Genomic DNA, 18,370 nt, shown 5'->3' with positions numbered 1-18,370 from the left:
CGACTCGGCTGCTGACCGATGGGCCACGGACCGGCGGGCACCGCGGGCGGCGTGCCGGGCGAACGAGTCGGTCGAGGGCGGGCCCCGGACGGTCGCGGAGCGGGTGGCCAGCGGCGATGAGACGATCCCGTCGGGCGGCGTGCCACGAGTGGGTCGGCGACCACCGTCGGGACCGGACAGCGATGGAGGGCCGGGCGGGGAGTGACCGCCCCAACGGTGGACCGTCGCCCACGACGCGGGCGGGGACCGGGCGCGGACCGGAGTCGGGAGTCGTCGCATGGCCACTCGTACCGTACCGGGGAAGGGGCAATAGCCTCATGCCGTCGTGCTTCGGTACCGATCAGGGCTCGTCGAGGAGCCCCACGAGCACCTTCCGCTGGGCGGCCTGCAGGTGCTGGTGGAGCGTCGAGGGGGCGATGTCCAGCGACGCGGCGAGATCCTCGGCGGTCGTCCCCCTGGGGTAGTCGTAGTAGCCGGCGAGGAACGCCGCGCGGAGGGTCGTGCGCTGTCTGTCCGTGAGTCGTTCGAGGACCCGCCGTCGGGGGTTCGGCGTCGACCGGTCGGAGACGTCGACGACGCGTTTCGCGACGAGCGTCGCGTCGTCGAGGCGTGTCTCCACCGCCGAGACGGTCTCGCGGGCGGACGTTTCCGACGGGAACCGGGCGGTGATCGTCCCCGAACCGTCGACGGCCCGTACCCTCCGGAGGCTCGCGCCGCGCTCGGCGACGGTCCGCAGGCCCGCCCCGGTGTCCGAGACCGAACACTCGATCGAGCACCGGTCGTCCCCGTCGGCGAGGACTCGCACCGTCTCGACGCTCGACGCCGCCGCGAGCGCCTCCCGGACCGCCCCGGTCGGGACCCCCTCGACGGTCGCGTACTCCAGTAGCGAGCCCCGCTCGACGGGCACCACGCCGTCGACGGTCACCGTACACCCCAGGCGTTCGGAGAGGGTGGCGAACCAGGCGTCCGCCGACCCGACGGTGAACTCGACCTCGACGGCCGTCTTCCCGAGTAACAGCCGCCGGTTGTTCGTGGCGTTGATGACGAACCCGACGACGCGGCCGAGCGTCTCGAAGGCGACCGTCTCGCGCTCGCTGAACGCCTCGGCGGTGGACGCACGGACCACCAGCGCCCCGAAGACGGTGTCGGCGTACGAGAGCGGCGCGACGAGACACGACCCGGGGTCGACCCCGTCGCTCCCGAGCCGGGGGACGACCTGCAGGTGACCGTCCTCGAGCACGGAGCGGATCGCATCGTCGGCCTCTCCGGTCGGATCGACGTTCGTCCCCTCCTCAGTGGTCTCGATCCGGGAGACGACACTGCCGGGGTCGGATCCGCGCTCTACGACCTGGGCCCCGGCGTAGAACGAGGAGCTGCCCAGCGCCTCACAGACCGTCCGCTCGATCTCGGAGCGGGTGGCCGCGCCGACCAGCGCCCGGACGATCTCCTCGACCAGCGCGTTGATCCGGTTCAGCCGCTCGAGCTCGTCACGCTGGCGCTCGAGTTCGCGGCGGTGGGCCCGTCGCTCGGCGAGCCGGTCGGCGCGCTCGATGGCCGTCTCGACGTTCGCCGCCAGCACCCTGCCGAGCGAGACGTCGAGTTCGTCGAACGCGCCGACGTCGAGCGAGGCGGCGTTCATCACGCCGTACTCGCCGAGCGGCAGGACGAGTTCGCTCCGGACGCGCGTGTCGGGGTCGTACGGCTCCGCCTCGGCGGTGACGTCGTCGTAGACGCGGTGTGTCCCCTCGCGGAAGGCCCGCCCGACGAGGCTCGCGTCGAGGGGGAACGCGGGGGGCTCGCCGAACTGCTCCGCGCCCTGATCGGTCCACGCGGTCGGCTCCAGGAGGTCCCGCTCGGCATCGTACAACCAGAGGCCGTTCAGCGGCAGCCCCAGGATGCGCCAGGCGGCGTCGACGGCCACCTCGCAGACCTCCTCCCGCGTCTCCGCGCGGATCAGCCGCCGGCTGGCGTCGTGGAGTTCGCGCAGCGCCCGCTCGTGCTCCGTGCGCCGGTCGGGTGCCACCGCCTCGTCGGCGGCCTCGTCCGCCGGGGCGGGCCACCAGACCCGGCCGCGCGCCCCGACCTTCTTCGTCCGGAGGTCGCCGCGTTCGGCCAGCGTCTCGAGCTTCGCGTGGGCCGTCCGCCGGGCACAGCCGAGTTCCTCGGCGACCTCCGGTGCGGTCAGGGGGGCGCGCGGATCGTCCCCCCGGCGGAACGTCGCCAGCACCTCCTCGACCGGAACGCGCCTCGGTCCCTCCGACATGTCTTCGCGTGAACGCCGGCGGAACAAAAGCGTGCCGTCGACGGCACGGAGTGTCACGCCGTATTTACGACGGCGACCACCCGGCCACGGACGCCCCGTCGGGCAGACCGTCGGACGTCGGGATCGGCCATATCACCCCTGATGACGGTCCGCATCGGCGGTGTCGTCCCCCGCGTCGGCCGTCTCGGACGTCAGTAGGCGACCTGTGAGGAGGAGGATGCCGTAGCCGACCACGCCGGCGGCGAACAGGGCCGCGGGGAGGAGGAACGGGCCGAAGGCATCGAAGAGGACGTCCACGACGGCGATGTCCATGGCGGAAACTGGAACTCGCCGGGCATAACTTCGAGGAAAGCGGCGGTCCGCAGGTTCAAGCCCGATCGGGGCGGAACCCCGCATGTGTACAAGACGGGTCACTGGGGGGCGGCGCTGCTGGTGTACGCACCGGTCGGCCACCTGCTGCTCCGCTCGGACCCGCTCCTGGCGTTCCTCGGCGCGGGCGTCGTGCTCTGGCTGGCGACGCTCCCCGACGTCGACCAGGTGCTCCCGATCCGGCACCGCGGTCCGACCCACTCGCTGCTGTTCCTCGCGCTCGTCGCGGGTGCGCTCGGGGCCGTCGGCGGGGCGCTCGGGACCGGGACCTACCGACCCGTCGAACCGCTCCCGGGCGTCGGACTGGGCGTCGTCCTTGGGGTCGTCGGCATCGGGTCGCACCTGCTCGCGGATATGCTGACCCCGATGGGGGTCAACCCCTTCTGGCCCGTACCGGCGGAACCGATCTCGTTCTACGTCACCCGGGCGGACAACCCGTTCGCGAACTACGCGCTGTTCGGGCTGGGCGTAGCCGCGTCCGTGGCCTCGCTCTACCTCACCGTGGCGACGTAGACGAGAGCGCCTCGACGAACTGTCGTTCCCGTTCCGGCGAACGTTCGTTCGCTGCCGTGGAAGGCCACGGTGGCGATCCGCTCCGACACGTCCGTGACGGGCTGGCGATGACCCGGCGTCGTGCGTCGGATCGGGGCGGCACCGAGGGGTTATACGAGGCCACTCCGATCGGACCACCATGACCGACGACGCGGCCGCTGCGATGGAACAGACCGTCGAGACCGGGGGCCTCGATCACGTGTTCGTCGAGTTCCCCGACCTGAACGGGATCTCGCGGGGCAAGAAGGTCGCCGCCGATCACTTCCTCGAGGAGTGGCGCGATGGGTTCTCGATGAACCTCACGGTCCTGGAGGCGGGGGCGCTCGACGACTGGGACCCCGACTCCTACTACGGCCTCTCGACGGACTTCGCGGACGGGACGCTTCGACCGATCCCGGGGACGTTCGAACTCGTGCCGTGGCGCGAGAACACGGGACGGGTGCTCTGTGAGTTCACCTACGAGGGCGAGACCGTCGAGGCCTACACGCGCGGCGCGCTCGAGCGCGTCCTCGAGGGACTGGCCGAGCGCGACCTGGACGCCTTCACCGGCAGCGAACTCGAGTTCACGCTCGCCGAGGAGACGGAGGACGGCTACCGGCCGATCACGCCGTACGAACACGAGTGCGTGATGCGGGCGACCGAGACGGCGGGGCCGTTCCTCGACCGCCTCTCGGAGTGGGCCGAGCCGTTCGGGATCCCCCTGACGCTCGCACACCACGAGAACGGTGCCGGTCAGTTCGAGGTGCTCTTCGAACACGGCCGACCCCTGGAGGTGGCCGACCGTGCCTTCGACTTCAGACGACTCGTCGCCGAGGTCGCCCGCCGGACGGACTGGGAGGCGACGTTCATGACCAAGCCCTTCAGCGGGGGGACCGCGAACGGCTACCACCTCCACGTCAGCCTCTTTCGCGACGGGGAGAACGTCCTCGCCGACGACGAGGGAGACCGTCTCTCGGCGACCGGCCGCGCGTTCGTCGGAGGTGTCCTGGAACACGCCGAGGCGATCGCCGCGCTCACCTGCCCGACGGTCAACGCGCTCAAGCGGTTCGTCCCCGAGACGTTCGCACCCTGTACCGCCTCCTGGGGGTACGACAACCGCTCGACGGCCGTTCGGATCCCGGATTCGGATCCCGTCCGGATCGAGACGCGCATCCCCGCCGCCGAGGCCAACCCGTACCTGACGACCGCCGCCGTCCTGGCCGCCGGACTCGACGGGATGGAGCGGGACCTCGAACCCGGCGAGCCCGGAACCGGATACGTCACGGAGGGACGCCGCCTCCCGCGAACACCGGGACTCGCCCTCCGATCGCTCGAGGAGGACGACGTCATCCGTGACGCGCTGGGTGAGGAGCTGATCGAGGTCTTCCTCGCCGCGAAACGCGCCGAGCTGGACTCCTTCGTCGAGCACGTCACCGACTGGGAGGAGCGCTACCTGGAGGTCATCTGATCCGACCGATCGCTCGGCGGGAAGCGAGTCGTCTCGGTGAAGTCTCGTGTTCGTCACACCCAATCCGGTGTTCGGCACGCCCGTTCGGTCGAGCCGGCCGCGACCCCGCGGACGAGGCTACGGTCCTCGGGCCCGTCGATCCGTCACTCCTCCGCGGCGTCGGCCTCCCAGCCCTCGGTGTAGATGTCCCCCTCGTCGACCCCCTCCGATTCGAGGAGGTCGCCCGTCTCGACGACCATCTCGGGCACGCCACAGACGTAGAAGTCCGTCCCGTCGAGGTCGTCCAGCGCGTCCGGGAGGTGGTCCTGGACGTGTCCCGTGAGCCCGTTCCACGCCTCGTCCGCGTCCGAGAGGACGTAGTCGACGGAGAGGTCCTCGTGTTCGACACGGAGCTGGTCGAGGCTCTCGCGGAAGATGAGGTGCTCCCGGTCGCGCTCGCCGAACACGAGGTGAGCCTCGCCCGATCCCTCCACCGCGTACTGTTTGAGCATGGGGTAGAGCGGCGTGATGCCCGTCCCGGTCGCCAGGAAGACGGCGTCGCGGTCGAGGTCACGGACGTGGAGGTTGCCGTCGACCTCCTCGGTCTCGATCTCGTCGCCCGGCGTCCGTTCGTGCATGAACACCGAGCCGTTGCCGTCGTCGTAGCGCTTGATCGCGAGGATCAGCTCGTTCCCGTCGCCTCCGGGGAGGTTCGCCGCCGTGTAGGGACGGGAATCGTCCTCGCCGTCGTTCTCGAAGTGAACCGCCGTGTGCTGGCCGGGCTCGTACTCGAAGGTGTGGTCGTCGGCGACGAGCCGGAACTGCTTCACGTCCGGCGTCATCCGATGAACGTCGCTGACCGTGACGGAGATCGTCATAGCGGCGTTCGGGCCGCGGGATGGAAAGGGGTGATGCAGGCAGAGGCAACTCGTCGGGAGCACCGCTGGCTCGGCGGCGATACGGGAACCGCTGAACGGGGAACGAGATCGGCGCGCTAGACGTAGTCCTGCTCTTCGAGCTGATCCATCACGTCGTCGACGAACGCCTCAGGGCTCTCGTAGGGGAACTCCCCGCCGCCGAGCTTCGTGTTGAGCTCCATCGCGGTCATCGAGAAGTCGCCGGCCTCGAACTTCGTCGACGGTCCGTTCGGGAGCGCGGGAACGAGATCCATCGGGCTGTTGATCGGGTAGTCGGCATCCTCGAACGCGTCGATCATCTGGTCGCGCAGGTCGCTCCTCTCCTCGTCGCTGAGACTCATGGTACGCCCGGAGTTTGTGGGAGGTTCCTGATAAATCGTTCGTGAACTCCCCGCCTGCGGCTAGGAGTGGTCGCGGTCGGGAGAACGGCGACCCGCTCGTGGTGCCCGACCGACCACTACCGCATCTCGTCGTACCGCTCGTCGGGGTCGACCACCGGCACGGGGTAGTCGCGGCCGATTCGAAGGTCGTACTCGGCCTGTTCGGCCTCGCTCATCCGCCACGGGTGGTGTGCGTACTCGGAGGGGAGCGGGTCGAGTTCGGGGATCCAGTGTCCGACGTACGCCGCCTCGGGGTCGTAGTGCTCGGCCTGTCCGGGGACGTAGAAGTAGTTGTCCCGCGAGTCGTTGCCCACGCCCGCCTGGTAGGCCCAGTTGCCCCAGTTCGAGGCGACGTCGTAGTCGACGAGCTTCGACTCGAAGTAGGCCGCGCCCATTCGCCAGTCGATCCCGAGGAAGTCCGCGAGGAACGAGGCGACGTTCTGCCGCCCCCGGTTCGACATGTAGCCCGTCGCGTTCAGCTCCCGCATGTTCGCGTCGACGAACGGGACGCCCGTCTCCCCGTCGGCCCACCGTCGGAACGCCTCGCGGTCGCGTCGCCATCGCTTCTCGACGCCGCGGATGCCGCTCGGGGTGAAGAAGTCGGCACCGTGCTTGAGCAACTGGAACTGGAAGAAGTCCCGCCACGCGAGTTCGAAGACGAGCCAGTAGGTGTCTTCGTTCGAGACCCGCTCGGCCTCGTACCGTCGGACCTCCTCGTAGACGTGCCGCGGGGAGAGACAGCCGTGTGCGAGCCACGCCGAGAGCTTCGAGGAGTAGTCGGGACCGAGGAATCCGTTGCGCGTCGACCTGTAGTTCCGGAGGTGGTCGCCCTCCCAGATATACCCTCGAAGCCGCTCCAGTCCCGCGGTCTCGCCGCCCTCGAACGCGAGGACGCCCCGCTCGTCGGGCTCCGACGAACCCGCCACGCCGAGGTCTGCGAGACCCGGCACGTCCCCCGCCTCGAAGTCGGGGATCGGGACGGTCCCCGGCGCAGGGAGGGTCTCCCCGACCGACCCCTCGCGTTCGGCCTCCTTCCGCCACGGAGTGAACGTGTCGTCGATACGGTCGTACGGGGTAGGGAGATCCCGGAGGTGGTAGAGCGTGTGCGTCCAGGATCGCTCCAGTTCGATCCCCCGCTCCGCGAGCCGCGACCGGACCACCTCCTCCGTCCCGATCTCCTCGGTTCCCGGCTTGGTCTGTGCGTGGACCGCGTCGGCGTCGAACGACCCGGCCACCGCGGGGACCACCTCGCGCGGGTCGCCGTGACGGACCAGCAGGTCGCCGCCGCGGGCCCGGAGCGACGAGCGCAGGTCGAGGACGGACTCGCGGCGGAACCGGGCCCAGTACGGTCCCCGCTTCGGGAGTCCGAACATCCCCTTGCCGTACTCCCGTGGATCGAAGACGTAGAGCGGGACGATCCGGTCGGCCCCGGCGACGGCCCCCGCGAGCGTCCCGTTGTCGTGGAGCCGGAGATCGTCGCGGAACCAGACCAGAGCGGTGTCGCTCATGGCCGGGACAGGGGCGCGAGGGTCATGGCTCGTGAGGATCCGGACCGCGTTGCCGGCTCGACACGACCGCGCTCCGGTCGCGATCGAACCGCCACGTCCAGCCCACGTCCCGTACGCCAGGGACCGGCCGGTACCGCACCGGGTGCACCCTGCCGCGTTCGGGTCGTCCCTACCGGCTCCGCCGACGCCGTTCGACGGTCGGCCGCTCGTCGTCCGAGGACGGCCGACGTCACCGTGGCTCATCCGGAGGCTCGGACGCGAACGATCGCGGAGTAGATCCGAAGCCTGATACTGCCCTCGGGAAATGATGCTCCATGGAGATCAGCGTCGTCGGCAGCGGGTACGTCGGCACGACGGTCGCCGCCTGTCTCGCCGACCTCGGTCACACCGTGACGAACGTCGACATCGACGAGGGGGTCGTCGACAGCATCAACGCTGGCGAGGCCCCGATCCACGAACCGGGCCTCGACGAGCTACTCGCGAAACACGGCGGGGACCGCCTCCGCGCGACCACCGACTACGACGCCGTCAGGGACACGGATCTCACGTTCGTGGCCCTCCCGACACCCTCGAACGAGGACGGGAGCATCGACCTCTCGATCATCGGGGGCGGGATGGAGTCGCTCGGCGGGGCGCTCGCCTCGAAGTCCGATCCGCACGTCGTAGTCGTCAAGAGCACCGTCGTCCCGGGGTCGACCGAGACGGAGCTCGAACCGGCGATGCGCCGGGCGGGCGCGGGCGAGAACGTCCACGTCGCGGTGAACCCCGAGTTCCAGCGCGAGGGGAGCGCGGTCGAGGACTACCTGAACCCGGACAAGCTCGTCGTCGGCACCGACTCGGAGTACGCCCGTGAGACGCTCGCGGCCGTCTTCGAGCCGCTGATCGAGCGGGCCGATTCGGACCCGCCGCTCGTCGAGACGGGGCTCCGCGAGGCCGAGATGATCAAGTACGCGAACAACACGTTCCTCGCCGCGAAGATCAGCCTCATCAACGAGCTCGGGAACATCTGCAAGGAGTACGACGTCGACGCCTACGAGGTCGCCGAGGCGATCGGGCTCGACGATCGTATCGGCGAGCAGTTCCTGCAGTCGGGGGTCGGCTGGGGCGGGAGCTGCTTCCCGAAGGACACGGCGGCGCTCATCGCCGCCGCCGAGCGGGCGGGCTACGACCCGGCGCTGCTCAAGGCGGTCGTCGCGGTGAACGACGGGCAGCCGGGCCGGATGCTCGGTCTCGCCGAGCGACACGTCGACGTCGAGGGGAGCCGCGTTGCCGTCCTCGGCCTCGCGTTCAAGCCCGGGACCGACGACATCCGCCACTCCCGGGCAATCCCGCTGATCGAGGCCCTCCGGGAGCGGGGTGCCGAGGTCGTCGCCTACGACCCCGTCGCCGGCGAGAACATGCGGGAGCGCTTCCCCGACATCGAGTACGCGGATTCGGCCGCCGCCGCGCTCGACGGGGCCCACCTCGCGCTCGTCGTGACCGACTGGGACGAGTTCACCGCCCTCGACGAGGAGTTCGACACGATGGCGACCCCGGTCGTCGTCGACGGCCGACGGATCGTCGGGCGACGCGACGGGCTCACCTACGAGGGGCTGACCTGGTAGGGCCGAGGCGGGGACGACCCGGCGAGAGGGATAATCGAGGAAAACAGGTGAAGCGGCTCGTTTCGTCACGCCGACGATCGGGATTCCCCGGACGGTATCTCACCGAGACCGGAGGATGCGCCTTCGGTGACGCCCGCCCCGTGAGCGGGGTGAGCGGGAGTTCGCCGACGACGGCGGAGCGGCTCGGGGCGGCGTCCGTAGCCACTCGCCGGAATCATCGAGTCCACGCGCCCCCTGGTTCCGGGCGTCCGAGAGTACGGCGTGGAGGGCAGTCGTGGTCCAGTCCCTGTAGCTCGTCGCTCCTCTCGTTCAGTCCCGGATCCGCGAGAAGACCATCCGGTCCTGCTGGGTGTACACCTGGTAGGTCGCCGAACCCATCAGGATGACGAAAAAGGCCGCTGCGACGGCGGTGATGCCGGCGGCGGCGATCCCCGGTACGCCGAGCAGGACGGCGATGGTGGTGAGCATCCCGAGTATCCCGACCGAGAAGTAGTACTCGCCCCACGAGAGTCCGTACCGGGGGACGATCTCCATGTAGACCTCCACCTGCCGGATGCGGTCCTGCAGGGTGACCATCTTCGCGTCCGACTGGTAGGAGACGATCCCGAGGTCGTCCAGTTTCGGGAGGTGGGTCTGGTGGAGCGAGACGTAGACCGACTGGCGCTTGTTCCGGGGTGCGGGGTCCTGGCCGGTCTCGAGGGTCGCGACCTGCTCCGCCAGATCGCGGACGCTCAGCCGCCCGTCCTCGGCCTCCCGGAGACACTCGATCGTGAGTCTGCGACGGTCGTTCCTGAGGACGTCGTGGATCTCGGTTTCGGCCAGCTCCGCCTCCTCACCCTCCGGCTCCGACCCGCTCGGCTCCGACCTCAGTCGGTTCGACACGAACGAGATTTCGGATTCGGGCGTATTAATCCCGCTGGCCGTTCCGCTTCGTGAAGGGGAGGCGTATCCGTGCCCGTCCGGAATAATCAGGAAGCCGATCCGCGAAACAAACATATAGGAAAAGTGTTAACTTACCCGGGGCCCAACCACCGGATGCGGTGGGGGGGAATCAAGTGTCAACTCAGACGTCGCTCACTGACGAGAAGCCGGTAGATGCTGGGGTATCGCGCGACGACGCGTTCGAGATGCTGTCGAACACGCGCCGTCGGTACGTCGTCCACTACCTGGAGGGAGGGGGGACCGCCGACCTGGGGGACCTCTCCCGGCAGGTGGCCGCCTGGGAGAACGGGATCGACCGACGGGAGGTGACCTCCGACCAGCGCAAGCGGGTCTACACCGCGCTCAGACAGTCACACCTCCCGCGAATGGACCGCACCGAGTTCGTCGAGTTCGATCCCGACCGGGGGGAAGTCGAGGCAACCGATCGCCTCGAGGACCTCACGGTCTACATGCAGGTCGTTCCGGACGACGAGATCCCGTGGAGCGTGTTCAACGGCGGGGTCGCGCTCGTTCTCGCCGGGTTGATGGCCGTCGGTGCTACCGGGGTCCCGCCGTTCGAGATGGTTCCCGGCTACGCCTGGGCCATCGCGGCGATGGGCGCGTTCTTTCTCGCGAGCGTGGCCCAGTACCTCCACGAGTGCCGGCACCGGCTCGGAGGCGAGGGACTTCCGCCCTCGACCGAGGGGCACGAGCCCGCCGGCGACTGATCGAGCGCTGATACTTCTCCGCGATCCGCGGTTCGGTCGGCAGGAGACCCGATCCTCAAACCCGGTCGGCAACAGCCTTCATCACCGTTTAACGACTCATTAGCGACGGGAACGCCCGATTCAGGGCCCGATTGTCGCTGGACCAGCGGGCGTCAACCGCTCCCTGTCGGTCCGTAATATCGAGTTAAGAACCGATCAGGCGGCGTATATAAAGGTTGGTGTAGGTACGAGGTGTGAGCAAGCACCCTTGGGGGGTGTGGTAACCGACTATGATAGATGAAGACAGCGAACGTGGGCGACTCGATCTGACGCGACGAAAAGCACTCGGCGCTATCGGTGGCGGACTGGTGGCCGGTACTGGTCTGCTCGCCTCGGCGGGGACGAGCGCGGCGGCGACGGTGAACATCTCCGCGTCGAACCCGGCGAGCGTCTCGAACGACCGCGGTGACGTCTCGCGGGTCACCGCGAACCCGCAGTTCGACGTGCAGTGGCAGAACCTCGACGACGCGGTCGGCAAGGTGTTCTACCTCGTCGAGGCGAAGGTCGGCGACGGTGGCAGTTGGGAGCCGATCTTCCGGGCGACCCCGTGGATCGGCGAAGAGGTGAACAACGGCTACCTCCGGCAGAGTCCGGGGACGACCGGTCGATACCGGGTGAAGGTCCCGCTCGCCCAGGCGCTCAACCAGGACCCGCGGTTCGACGACGGAGACGGCCCGGACGCGTCAGCCGGGCCGCTCGTCGTCGCCGACGAGCAGGGACGGCCCGACTACTCCTCGCTCTCGTTCCCGGGCGGTGTGGATCTCGCCTCGTTCCTCGACGGGACGAGCATCGGGAGCGCGAGCGACTACCCCGGTGCCCACGAGACGGACGGCCACCAGAACAACTACCACGACGTCGACGCGGGGTACTACGGCGCGGCCGCGGATACGTCGACGCTCGACAACGGCGGGGACGGGTCCAGCCAGGACACGAACGTCTACCTCCGATACACGTTCGAACTCCAGCGACCCAACCTCAGTCAGCTGAGCTACATCGCCGACTTCTCCGGCCTCTCCACGGACGCCGAGAAGAAGGCGAAGGCCGCCGAAGATATCGACTGGGTGGAGGAGTCGGACATCGATGCGGGCAACTCGAAGATCGTGATGAACGGCGAGGACGGGAACGCGGACTTCTCGACCCCGTCGGGCATCTCCTACGCCGGGCTCCGCAGCAACGCCGGGAGCCACGTCGGGATACTCACGACGAAAGCCAAGTTCGTCGTGACGGCGGAGAACGAGGGCAGTGACAGCGGCGTCACCGGTTCCTCGAACGCCGACGCGTCCTGAGACGCCGGCGCCGGTCGAATCGATCAACGATTTTTTCGGCTACTGAAAGCGACCCAGCCAGAGAGCGGTGGGGCCCCCGACCGCGGAACGAATCCGTCGGATCGGAGGCACGCGCCCCGTCCGACCGCCGGCGTGGATCGAGACCGCGACGAGGAAGCGGCCGTCAGGCCAGCCAGTCGTCGGGTTTCGTGTCGTAGTCGACGTCCGTCGCGGCGATGTCCTCGACGTCCTCCCAGGGCAGGTCGACCGTCTCGAAGCTCTCGCCGTCGTAGCGGACGAGTCTGCCCTTCTCCTCGGGCGTCGGCTCGCGGTCGCGCCGCCGGGCCACCTCGATGTCGTGGTCGTCGACCTCCTTGACGATGGTCTTGAGGTTCACCGGCCGGCCCCACAGCTCGAACACCCGCTCCAGAACCTTCTTCGCCTGCGGGAGGTCGAGCATCACGCCGTTGTAGTGGTGGGCGAGCAGCAGCTCGTTGCGGTTCTCGAAGTTGCCGTCCTGCACGGTGATGGTCGGCTTGCCGAAGTTCGTGAACTGCAGCATCAGCTTCTTCTTGACGTCCTCGTAGTCGACCGACGTGACCCGGTAGTCGCGGGTGGTGTGGGTGTACTCGTAGGTGAAGTAGTCGTTCTCGTCGACGAACTCCTGGGTGAGGAACTCGTCGAGGAACGTCACGTCGTTGTGTGACTCGCGTATCTCGCGCATCCGGTCCCACCCCCGCGAGCGGTCGACGTCGGCGACGGCGTCCTCGACGCTCGCGTACCGGTCGACCTCGAACAGGTATCGCGCCGTTCGTTCGAGCTCGTTCTGGCTCACCCGCTTCACGAACCCGCGGTTCTGGGGCTTGATCAGCGAGTAGTGTCGCTCACAGAGCCCCTCGTAGGTGAGGACCTTCCAGGGGTACCGCTCGACGTCTATCTCGCCGGCTTTCGCCCGGGAGAGCGCATCGGCGTCGACGCGCGGGTCCTCGGGGTCGAGCCGGTCGAGCGTCTCCGGGCGGACGTCGTCCACGACCGGGTCGGGCTCCAGCAGATCCATCACGAGGTCGAGGTCGACCGTCTCGTGGAAGTTCCGCCAGGTGACCCCCTCGACCTTCAGCAGGCGCTCGATGACTTCCCGACGGTTCGTGTAGTTCTCGACGTACTCCCAGAGCTCCATCCCGAGCTTGTAAGGGTTGAGCCCCGGGGACCCGAGCACCTGGGCCATGTGGTCGGCGTAGGAGATGAACTCGTCGTCGCCGGCGAACGCCTCGTCGGTCATCATCCGGGACTCCCAGATGGCGGCCCACCCCTCGTTCATCACTTTCGTCATCTTCTGGGGGGCGAAGTAGTACGCCTCCTTGCGGAGGAGTTCGAGTATCTCGCGCTGCCACTCCTCCAGTTCGACGGCCCGGTCGCTCTCCTCGTCGTAGCGCTTGCCGTGGACCAGCAGGAACGCCAGGACGTCCTTCTCGGGCTCGGCCGGGAACGTCGGACTGTCGTCGTCGGCCTGCTGTGACTCGACCCACGCCTCGTCGAACACCTCGCGCCGGACCTCCTCGGAGAGGTTCAGCTCCCCGAGCCGCTCGTCGACGTCCTCGGGATCGGTGGGCTCGGCGGACCACTCCTCCGCCGTGGTGAACGGCCGGTGCTGGTCGATGTTGTCCTCCAGGCAGAGCACGTGGTCGATCCACGCCTCGACGTCCTCCCGGTCGATCTCCGGGTCGTCCATGTACTCCCGGATGGTCTCGGCGTGACGCTGGAGCATCGCCGCGGCGTCGGGGTCCTCGGCGAACAGCCCGAACCACTCGTTGTTCTTGAAGAAGTCGGCGTGGGCCTCGACGTGCGTGATGACGGCCTTCTGGTCCGCGAGGGCGTTCGACTCCTGGAGGAACGCGTGAGAGGGGTTGTCGTTGTTAACGATCTCGAAGGCCTTCCCGCCGAGGAACTGGCCCTGCTTCTGCTGGCGGTCGTACTGCATCCCCCACCGCCAGTGGGGGTAGCGGTGCTGGAACCCGCCGTAGGCGATGAGCTCGTTCATCTCGTCGTAGTCGACGATCCAGTAGTTCACCGGGAACGGGTCGAGCCCGAACTTCCGCGCCAGTTCGTTCGCCTCCCTGACGGGCTCTTCGAGCCCCTCGGCGATGCGCTGTCGGTGTCTGCGTTCGGTGTCGCTCATGGTTACGCCTCGACCTCCGCGGCCTCCTGTTCCGTGCTGAGGATTTCGTAGATGGCGTCGACGACGTCGGCGGGGCTGGTGACGTACGCGACGGCGACGTTCGAGTTCCCGTCGCCGAAGTAGCGATCGACCTCCTCGGCGTGGGTCGCGTTGATCGCGTTCCCGCTCGGCTGTGTCTCGACGTACGCGTGGAGGTTCGCCGGAATCTCCTCCATCATCGGGATGACCCGCTCTTCGGTGTCGTTCGAGGAGTTCTCCGAGTCACCGGCGGCGAAGACGTACCGGTTCCACTCCTCCCACGGGTAGCGCTCCTCGAGGATCGCCGCGGCGAGTTCGTACGCGCTGGAGATCCGGGTTCCGCCGCCGGATCGGATGCCGAAGAACTCCTCGCGCTCGACCTCCCAGGCCTCGGCGTCGTGGGCGATGTAGACGAACTCGGCGTGGTCGTACTTCCCGGTGAGATACCAGTCCAGCGGCGTGAACACGCGCTCGACGAGCTCGCGCTTCTTCTCGCGCATCGACCCCGAGACGTCGCGGATGTTGACGACGACGACGTTCTTCTCGCGTTCCTCGATGATCTCGGGGTAGCGGTAGCGCTCGTCCTCCCGGCGGAACGGGATCTGCTTGATCCCCTCCCGGCGGATGCGCGCGGCCGTCGACTCCTCCTCGACGTTCGCCTCCATCTCCTCGATGCTCGCCCACCGCGTCCGCTCCTCGCGGGGGATGTCCGAGTAGGCGTCCTCGATCCACGCCCGGGAGACGGGGAGGTGGTTCTCGCGGGCCCACTCGTACACCCGCTGTGGCCCCCAGCCGTCCACGCGGAGCGCCTCCTCGACGTACGCCTCGTCGAAGTCCATTGCGAGCTTGCGCTTCAGGCCCTCCTTGAACAGGCGCTCGAAGTCGAGCGTGCTCGCCGGCCCCGTTCTCGTGAGATCAGTGAAGTCGCCCTCCTTCTCCTCGATCACCTTCTTACCCTTGGGTTCGAGGTCGAGTCCGAGCTCCTCGTCTAGCTCCTCGGCGAACTCCTCGGGGTCCATCTCGTAGTACTCGTGGTCGCCACCCTCCTCGCCGGGTTCGCCGTCCTCGTCCCCGTCGCCGTCGCCCGGCTGGGGCTGGGGCTGTCCGACCGGCTGGCCCACGTCCGGCGTGCCGCCGTCGCCCTGGCCGACCCCGCCCATGTCCCGCCGGTCGTAGGCGAACTCGGGCAGGTCGACGATCTTGATCGGGATCTTCACCTCGTCGGGGAGCGACTGGCCGAGGTCGCCGTACTGGATGAACTCCGCGAGGTCCTGCCGTCGTTCCTCGCCCACTTCGCGGTATCGTTCGATGTCGTCTCTCAGTCCCATTGTGTTCTACTCTCCTCCGGAGTTTTTGGGGGGCTCGCTGGTCTCGATGTCATGTGCGGGGGGATCCGGGACGGTTGGAAAGCCCTCATCCTGGCGGGTCGGGGGCCTCGCTGCGCGCTTCGCTCGCGCCTCCGGCGCTCGCTCCAGTGCTTGCGTCGGCCGCCTTCCCCGACAGGCCTCGCCCTTTCCGAGTCCACCAGGGGGCCTGCCCTTCCCCGGGCTCGGACACGCTCGCTGGCGCTCGCGGTCCTCGGCGGCCGGATCGTTTGCTCAACCTGGCCGTCGAACTGGCCTCGCGGCCGTCTCGTCGGCCGCGAACGGGGGAGGGCAGGCACGCCTCCGCTCGACGGCCGGTGTCCCTGGCGGACTCCCGAAGGGCGAGCGCGTGGCGGCGAAGCCGCCACGCCTGAGGTTGCCGGCGGAGCCGGCAACCCGCGCTGGACGAAGCACGACGAAGTAAGCACCGAAGCGACCGAAGGGAGCGAGGCGCGCAACGAGGCGCGCGAGTCCAGCGGCCGAGGGCTTCGGTAGGTGCTGTCGGTACTGCCGCTATCCGTCCAAGCAAACACACCACAGGCCGCCACAGGATCACCTAGTCCCATCTGTAGCTCACCTGGCTCATGACGTGCCGGCTCGTCAGCTCCGCCGAAGCCGCGCTGTAGTCGAACAGCTCCTGCATGTTCCGGATGGTCCGCTCCTTCACCGCCTCGGTCTCCGTACCCGAGGGCGGGTCGTCCCACTGGGATGGGTCGAAGTCCTCGTGGGTCCGGCGAACGTCGTCCCAGTCGTGGCTCCCGAGGACCGCCTTTATCACCGGGATCTCCTTGGGGTTGACGTCGCCGGCGCGGAACTCCTCGTCGCGGTTGCGCCAGGCGTGGCGGTTGAGCGCCGTGACGACCTTGTCCCGCCGGAACTCCTCGACCGACGGCTCGGGCTCCGAACCGTCGTAGTCGGCCTCGTCGAAGCGGCCGAGGTGTTCGACCTCGAACACCTTCAGCTTCAGCGGGTCGGGGTCGACGTACTCCCCGCGGTCGTTCTCGATCTGCTCGCCCTCGACCCACGCGTAGACGTGCTCGATGTACTCCTCGACGGTCGACTGGTCGACGCGCTTCTCGCGCATGATCGCCTCCAGCACGTCGTCCTCCTGCTCGCCGAAGACGTGGTTCTTCACGGGGACGAGCCGGTTCTCGAACTCGGTGCGTTCGCTCGGAGAGAACACCGGGGCGTCGCCCAGCCGCTCGGCCATCGCGTTCAGCACGTCGCGGGGCATGATGACGTTCTCGACGTCCAGTTCGGGGTGGTGGCGGTCCCGCTCCTCGTGGAGCAGGTCCGCGATGACGTCCCGGGTGTAGGTGACCGGGATGCCGGTCTCGCCGTCGACCGCGTCCGGCGAGAAGTCGAACTCCTCCTTCTCCCGTCGCTCGTCGCCGTCCTGGAGGTAGCCCCGGTCGAAGATCACCGCCTTGTCGACCAGGTCGAGCCCGGGCGGGACGTCCTCGCCGTCGAGCCGCGAGACCACGGCGTAGAGCGCCGCGGCCTCGATGGCGTGGGGCGCGAGCTCCCGTTCTTTGACCTCCCGGCGGACGTTCCGGACCGACACCGTGATGGGCCTCCGGATCTCCGCCGCGAGCTCCTCGTAGGAGTCGGCGGTCCACACCGGCGTCTCGTTGGTGAGCTCCCGGCGGACGAGTTCGGTCTCCAGCGAGAGGTTCGTCAGGTACGTGAACTCGTGCTTGTCGAGCCGCCGTTTCAGGGCCTTCAGCGGGTCGGCTCCCGAGCGCTCGGCGTGCTGGTTCAGCTGGGCCTCGAGGTCGGGGTTCGAGATGATGATCATCTGCGTGTCGATGTCCATCCCGATCCCCTTGTCGAGCTTGACCGTCTCCTCGTCGGGGACGTTCAGGAGTTTCTGGAGCAGGTCGGCGTGCTGGGCGGCGTCCTCGACGATCGTCAGCAGCCCGTTGCCCTGCGAGAGGACGCCGTCGTAGCTGAACGCCTGGGGGTTCTTGCGCCCCCGCGAGCCCAGTTCGCGCAGCATCCCGTGCATCCACGAGCCCACCAGGCGTTCCTTGGGCGTGCCGTCGTCCTCGGAGTGGAGGACGCCGATCCCCTGGCCCACGTCGGCGACGTAGTTCTTCACCCGGAGGTGTTTCGGGTCCGTCACGGCGGAGAACAGCGCCTCCTCGCCGCCCCGCCGGTACTGTTCCTCGAGGTAGTCGTAGGCCTCACGCGAGAAGGGGTCGAGACGCCCGTCGACGTGGACCGGGATGTGGTCGTCGAGCCGGTCGTTCAGCTCGGCGAGTAGCTCCTTTCGCACCGATTCGGGGAAGGTCGCGAGGGGGTGGACCTGGACGGGGCTCTCGTACCAGTCGTCCTCGTCGGGGGCCCGAACGTCGCCGTAGGTCATCCCCGGGCTCGATTCGACCGCGCCGGCGACGTTCCACTCGACCGTGTACCGACGACCCTCCTCGGTCTTCGAGTACTCCCGCAGGCCGTTGATGAGACACCGCTTGAGCTCCGACTTCCCGGTCGCGGTCGGCCCGTCGAGCCAGATGATCTTCTCCTCCTTCCCGCGGCGGGCCGCGATCGAGCGCAGGTCGTCGACGAACCGATTGAGTACCTCGGTGTTGCCGAGGATGGCGTGCTCGCCCTCGTTGTGCGGGTCGTCGAAGAAGCGGTAGCGCTCCTTCTCCTCGCCCTCCTCGACCACCCGCCGGGTTCCGGCGGCCTCGATCGCCTCGAGCAGGTACTTCGAGGCGTGGCTGGCGATGCGGGGGTTCTCGAACACCGCGTCGACGTACTCGCCGAGGCTCATCGGGGCCTCGTAGGTGTCCCGGAGCGACTCGTCCCCCCGACGGATGTAGTCCTCGCCGCTCATC

General features: G+C 68.5%; 14 protein-coding genes. 5 read left to right on the top strand and 9 right to left on the bottom strand.

The genetic code is table 11. The annotated features are described in order from the left end of the window. Window positions 1–340: 340 nt before the first annotated feature. Both WDJ58_RS09140 and WDJ58_RS09135 read right to left on the bottom strand, forming a co-directional pair. Window positions 341–2,263 (bottom strand): bacterio-opsin activator domain-containing protein, encoded by a 1,923-nt coding sequence (locus WDJ58_RS09140; protein WP_338917375.1) that lies wholly within the window; start codon window positions 2,261–2,263, stop codon window positions 341–343. Window positions 2,264–2,395: 132 nt separating this feature from the next. After that, window positions 2,396–2,575 carry a hypothetical protein gene (locus WDJ58_RS09135; RefSeq protein WP_338917374.1) on the bottom strand — a complete coding sequence of 60 codons (180 nt, stop codon included), beginning with the start codon at window positions 2,573–2,575 and terminating at the stop codon, window positions 2,396–2,398. Window positions 2,576–2,659: 84 nt separating this feature from the next. Between WDJ58_RS09135 and WDJ58_RS09130 the strand changes: the two genes are divergently transcribed. Then, the gene (locus WDJ58_RS09130; protein ID WP_338917373.1) at window positions 2,660–3,145 is read left to right on the top strand and encodes a metal-dependent hydrolase; all 486 of its coding nucleotides are present in this window, start codon (window positions 2,660–2,662) and stop codon (window positions 3,143–3,145) included. Window positions 3,146–3,323: 178 nt separating this feature from the next. Continuing rightward, window positions 3,324–4,631 carry a glutamine synthetase family protein gene (locus WDJ58_RS09125; RefSeq protein WP_338917372.1) on the top strand — a complete coding sequence of 436 codons (1,308 nt, stop codon included), beginning with the start codon at window positions 3,324–3,326 and terminating at the stop codon, window positions 4,629–4,631. A gap of 143 nt (window positions 4,632–4,774) precedes the next feature. Here the strand turns inward: WDJ58_RS09125 and WDJ58_RS09120 are convergent, their stop codons facing one another. The 3 genes from WDJ58_RS09120 to WDJ58_RS09110 form a co-directional block, all read right to left on the bottom strand. After that, window positions 4,775–5,488, bottom strand: a complete 714-nt coding sequence (locus tag WDJ58_RS09120) for a ferredoxin--NADP reductase (protein ID WP_338917371.1) — start codon at window positions 5,486–5,488, stop codon at window positions 4,775–4,777. 116 nt (window positions 5,489–5,604) lie between these two features. Further along, window positions 5,605–5,868 carry an MTH865 family protein gene (locus WDJ58_RS09115; RefSeq protein ID WP_338917370.1) on the bottom strand — a complete coding sequence of 88 codons (264 nt, stop codon included), beginning with the start codon at window positions 5,866–5,868 and terminating at the stop codon, window positions 5,605–5,607. Window positions 5,869–5,984: 116 nt separating this feature from the next. Beyond that, complete coding sequence (locus WDJ58_RS09110; protein WP_338917369.1) at window positions 5,985–7,415, bottom strand: DASH family cryptochrome; 1,431 nt, start codon at window positions 7,413–7,415, stop codon at window positions 5,985–5,987. Window positions 7,416–7,729: 314 nt separating this feature from the next. Here WDJ58_RS09110 and aglM point away from each other — a divergent pair, with 314 nt between their 5' ends. Next, window positions 7,730–9,019, top strand: a complete 1,290-nt coding sequence (aglM, locus tag WDJ58_RS09105) for a UDP-glucose 6-dehydrogenase AglM (protein ID WP_338917368.1) — start codon at window positions 7,730–7,732, stop codon at window positions 9,017–9,019. Window positions 9,020–9,328: 309 nt separating this feature from the next. Here aglM and WDJ58_RS09100 read toward each other — a convergent pair whose 3' ends face one another. Further along, entirely contained in the window at window positions 9,329–9,901 is a 573-nt protein-coding gene (locus WDJ58_RS09100; protein ID WP_338917367.1) for a DUF7344 domain-containing protein, read from the bottom strand. A gap of 173 nt (window positions 9,902–10,074) precedes the next feature. Here WDJ58_RS09100 and WDJ58_RS09095 point away from each other — a divergent pair, with 173 nt between their 5' ends. Together WDJ58_RS09095 and WDJ58_RS09090 are read left to right on the top strand one after the other, a co-directional pair. Next, the gene (locus WDJ58_RS09095) at window positions 10,075–10,668 is read left to right on the top strand and encodes a DUF7344 domain-containing protein (RefSeq protein ID WP_338917366.1); all 594 of its coding nucleotides are present in this window, start codon (window positions 10,075–10,077) and stop codon (window positions 10,666–10,668) included. Window positions 10,669–10,937: 269 nt separating this feature from the next. After that, a complete protein-coding gene (locus tag WDJ58_RS09090) occupies window positions 10,938–11,993 on the top strand; it encodes a hypothetical protein (RefSeq protein WP_338917365.1) in 1,056 nt (351 codons plus the stop codon). A 163-nt stretch (window positions 11,994–12,156) separates the two neighbouring features. Here WDJ58_RS09090 and WDJ58_RS09085 read toward each other — a convergent pair whose 3' ends face one another. The 3 genes from WDJ58_RS09085 to WDJ58_RS09075 form a co-directional block, all read right to left on the bottom strand. Continuing rightward, complete coding sequence (locus WDJ58_RS09085; protein ID WP_338917364.1) at window positions 12,157–14,148, bottom strand: SpoVR family protein; 1,992 nt, start codon at window positions 14,146–14,148, stop codon at window positions 12,157–12,159. A 2-nt stretch (window positions 14,149–14,150) separates the two neighbouring features. Then, entirely contained in the window at window positions 14,151–15,494 is a 1,344-nt protein-coding gene (locus WDJ58_RS09080) for a DUF444 family protein (RefSeq protein ID WP_338917363.1), read from the bottom strand. A 592-nt stretch (window positions 15,495–16,086) separates the two neighbouring features. Then, on the bottom strand, window positions 16,087–18,369 hold the full coding sequence (locus WDJ58_RS09075; protein ID WP_338917362.1) for a PrkA family serine protein kinase: 2,283 nt from the start codon (window positions 18,367–18,369) through the stop codon (window positions 16,087–16,089). Window position 18,370: the final 1 nt, after the last annotated feature.

It is taken from the genome of Salinirubellus litoreus (assembly GCF_037335815.1).
GTDB classification, from domain to species: domain Archaea; phylum Halobacteriota; class Halobacteria; order Halobacteriales; family Haloarculaceae; genus Salinirubellus; species Salinirubellus litoreus.
The sequence above is the reverse complement of the archived record's forward strand: the minus strand, read 5'-3'. Positions and strand labels throughout refer to the sequence as shown.